Source organism: Flavonifractor sp. An306 (assembly GCF_002159455.1).
Lineage (GTDB): Bacteria > Bacillota > Clostridia > Oscillospirales > Oscillospiraceae > Flavonifractor.
In genome coordinates this window covers 1-3,331 of the sequence record NZ_NFIQ01000140.1, presented here as the reverse complement: position 1 = coordinate 3,331, position 3,331 = coordinate 1, and the positions used below count along the sequence as shown (strand labels likewise).

The following is a 3,331-nucleotide window of genomic DNA, read 5'->3' as shown; positions in this document are numbered from 1 at the left end:
CTAGTCGTTATGTGGAGGTGATACGGCACGCAGATCTGGTGCGCTGTATTAGTCAGGAGTTCTCCTATTCCGCATACCAGCGCCGCAATGAATGGATGGTAGATCACTCCGGACGGGTGATCGCGGTCTATACGGGTGAGAGCGGCGGAACCAGAAATACCATCGCTTATGCCAAACAACAGCACGTTCCGTGTGTTATCATCACACCATAAATAGGGGGACTCAGCAGACGAATCCATCTGCTGAGTCCCCTGTGTTTTGCTTGGAGGTGAGTTTCCTGAAACAAAGCTCCAGGGCCGGGGACATTGTCCTGGTCCTGTTTTTCTATGTTCCAGTGGTCTGGGGCGCGCTGCTCATTGCCCAATCTCTGGGGCATGGGCTGCCGGAACTTCTTACCAATCTGACAGCATCGCTCCAGCATCCGCTGGAGATCCGGTGGACTGACAAAAGCCTGCTGTCCATCCTGATCTGCACAGGTCTTTACATCATGGGCCTGTGCATCTACGCCTCGGAGCAACGGCGCACACGGGATGGCGAGGAGCACGGCTCCGCCGCCTGGGGTTCACCCCGGCAGGTCAACGCCATGTTCCGCCAAAAAGAGAACAAGATCCTGACCCGCCATGTCTGCCTGGGCCTGGACACCCACAAGCACCGCCGCTCCCTCAACGTCCTGGTTATTGGCGGCAGCGGCGCAGCTAAGACCCGCAGCTATGTGAAACCAAACATTCTGGAGGCCAACACCAATTATGTCATCACCGACCCCAAAATGGAGGTGCTCACGGCCACCGGAGGGTGGCTGAAAAGCAAGGGATATGACATCCGGGTGCTCAACCTGGTCAACCTGGAGGAGTCGGATGGATACAACCCATTCCGCTATCTGAGAGATGAAAAAGATGTCCTCAAGCTGGTCAATAATCTCATCCAGGCTACCACACCAAAGGGCAGCCATGAATCTGATCCGTTTTGGACCAAAGCCGAGACGGCGCTCCTTCAGGCCATCATCCTCATGCTGTTCCAGGAGGCCCCGGAGTATGAGCAGAACTTCTCCATGGTCATGCGGGTGCTGGAATACGCAGAGGTTCGAGAGGAGGATGACGAGTATCTCTCCCCCCTGGATTTACTGTTTCAGGCCATGGAACGGGAGAACCCGGAGAGCGTGGCTCTCAGACAGTACAAAGTATTCAAGCAGAGCGCGGGCAAGACAGCCAAGAGCATCCTGGTATCCGCCGCGGTTCGTCTGGCCCCCTTTAACCTGCCCCAGATCCGGGCCATCACAGACCACGACGATATGGACCTCTATACCCTGGGAGAAAAGAAATGTGCTCTCTACGCCGTGATCCCGGACAATGACAACACCTTCAATTTCTTGGTGTCCCTGCTCTATTCCCAGGCATTTCAGACACTTTATTACAGCGCGGATCAGATCTATCATGGGGCGCTGCCCCGGCACGTCCACTTTGTATTGGATGAGTTCGCGGCCATGCCGCTGCCAGGGTACACTCGTGAATTGGCCACCATGCGTTCCCGCAACATTTCCTCCAGCACCATCATTCAGAACATGGCCCAGATCAAGGAGCTGTACAAGGACTCCTGGGAGACCATCTCTGGCAACTCGGACACCATCCTCTATCTGGGCGGCAACGAGCAGAGCACCCATAAGTACATCTCCGAGGCCCTGGGCAAGGCCACCATTGATACAAAGACCCATGGGCAGACCAAGGGCAAATCGGGCTCCTACTCCACCAATTTCCAGATGAGCGGACGGGAGCTGCTCACCCCCGATGAGGTCCGTGCGTTGGATAATCGCTATTGCATCTTGTTTATCCGGGGAGCAAAACCCGTCATGGACCTAAAGTATGAACTGACCGAGCACCCCGCTATCCGCTACACCGTGGACGGAGGCGGAGCGCCGTATATTCACCATGGACACAACACCACACCGGCCATCTCAGGCACACCGTTCTTCCAGGTTATTTCTGCCGATGAAACCAACAAAGAAAAGGAGACTGCAGCATGAAACATGATCTGACCACCCGTAAGTATGAGCGCCGCGCACGGAAACTGTACGCCCTGTTTTCCTGCCTCGTTCTGGCGCTGACCGTTATGGTTGTCCCGGCCTTTGCCGCGGACGATCCGCTGACGGTCGTCAACAACCTTTCCGAGTTCATCTTCTCCCTGATCCGGGCCATCGGCCTGATCCTGCTGGGCTTTGGCGTCCTCCAGCTGGGCCTGTCCCTCAAGAGCCACGACCCCTCTCAGCGGGCCAATGGTATGCTCACCATCGCTGGTGGTATTGTGATCACCTTCACCAAGGAGATCCTTACTCTCATTACCGGCTGATGAACAAGAAAGTAAAAAAATACCCACCCGCAACCCAGCGCAGCGGTTGCGGGTGGGAGAGGAGGGGCAAAGGAATGGAGCGTAATTTTCGCCGCCAGGTGGAAACGGAGCGAAATGGATTTCGCCCCGACGAGGAGGTGAAGTGATTGGGCAGTGGAAACTGGATCGTAGACAATCTGAATTCCGCCCTGCAGACCTGGAACGACAAACTCGCGGAGATCTGGACCCTGATCAGCACTACCCCAGAGGAATTCAAAGGCGGCGGGATCTGGAACGTGATCGTCAGCATCAATGGCGCGCTCCAAGCCATCGGCTACGCTCTGTTGGTGCTCTTTTTCGTGATGGGCGTAGTCAAGACCTGCGGCAGCTTTACCGAGATCAAGCGCCCAGAGGTGGCCTTCAAGTGCTTTATCCGCTTTGTATTGGCCCAGGCGGCAGTGACCTATGGTATGGAACTGATGAACGCCTTGTTCCGAATCGCCCAGGGTGCGGTATCCACCATCATGGACGCATCCGGCATGACTGCCATGTCACCCACTACACTGCCGGAAGAACTTATTACTGCCATTGAAAATGTGGGTATATGGGATTCCATCCCCCTCTGGGCGGTCACTCTGCTGGGGTCTCTGTTTATCTGGGTTCTCTCCCTCATTATGATCCTGACCGTCTATTCCCGTTTTTTCAAGCTCTATATGGCAACCGCTATCGCGCCCATCCCTTTGTCCAGTTTTGCGGGACAGCCCTCCAGCAGCATCGGCGTCGCTTTCCTCAAAAGCTATGCCGCCATCTGCCTGGAGGGCTGTATCATTGTGCTGGCCTGCGTCATTTTTTCGCAGTTTGCCTCCGCCCCACCCGCTGTGGGGGATGCTTCCACAGCACCGGCCACGCTGGTCTGGAACTACATTGGAGAATTGATCTTCAATATGCTGGTGCTGGTAGGCTCGATCAAGATGAGCGACCGGATCATCCGGGAATTGATGGGGCTTGGTTA

3 protein-coding genes and 1 pseudogene are annotated in these 3,331 nt (G+C 55.6%); all 4 read left to right on the top strand.

The window, feature by feature from the left end; genetic code table 11:
• Positions 1–212, top strand: a pseudogene (locus B5F88_RS18735) (DUF1273 domain-containing protein); the annotation flags it as partial.
• A gap of 41 nt (positions 213–253) precedes the next feature.
• Positions 254–2,017 (top strand): type IV secretory system conjugative DNA transfer family protein, encoded by a 1,764-nt coding sequence (locus B5F88_RS18730; protein ID WP_242959889.1) that lies wholly within the window; start codon positions 254–256, stop codon positions 2,015–2,017.
• Positions 2,014–2,340 (top strand): hypothetical protein, encoded by a 327-nt coding sequence (locus B5F88_RS18725; protein WP_006574296.1) that lies wholly within the window; start codon positions 2,014–2,016, stop codon positions 2,338–2,340. The genes B5F88_RS18730 and B5F88_RS18725 overlap by 4 nt, the downstream gene beginning before the upstream one ends.
• Positions 2,341–2,486: 146 nt before the next feature.
• A partial coding sequence (locus B5F88_RS18720; protein ID WP_008979960.1) for a hypothetical protein occupies positions 2,487–3,331 on the top strand: 845 nt, incomplete at its 3' end.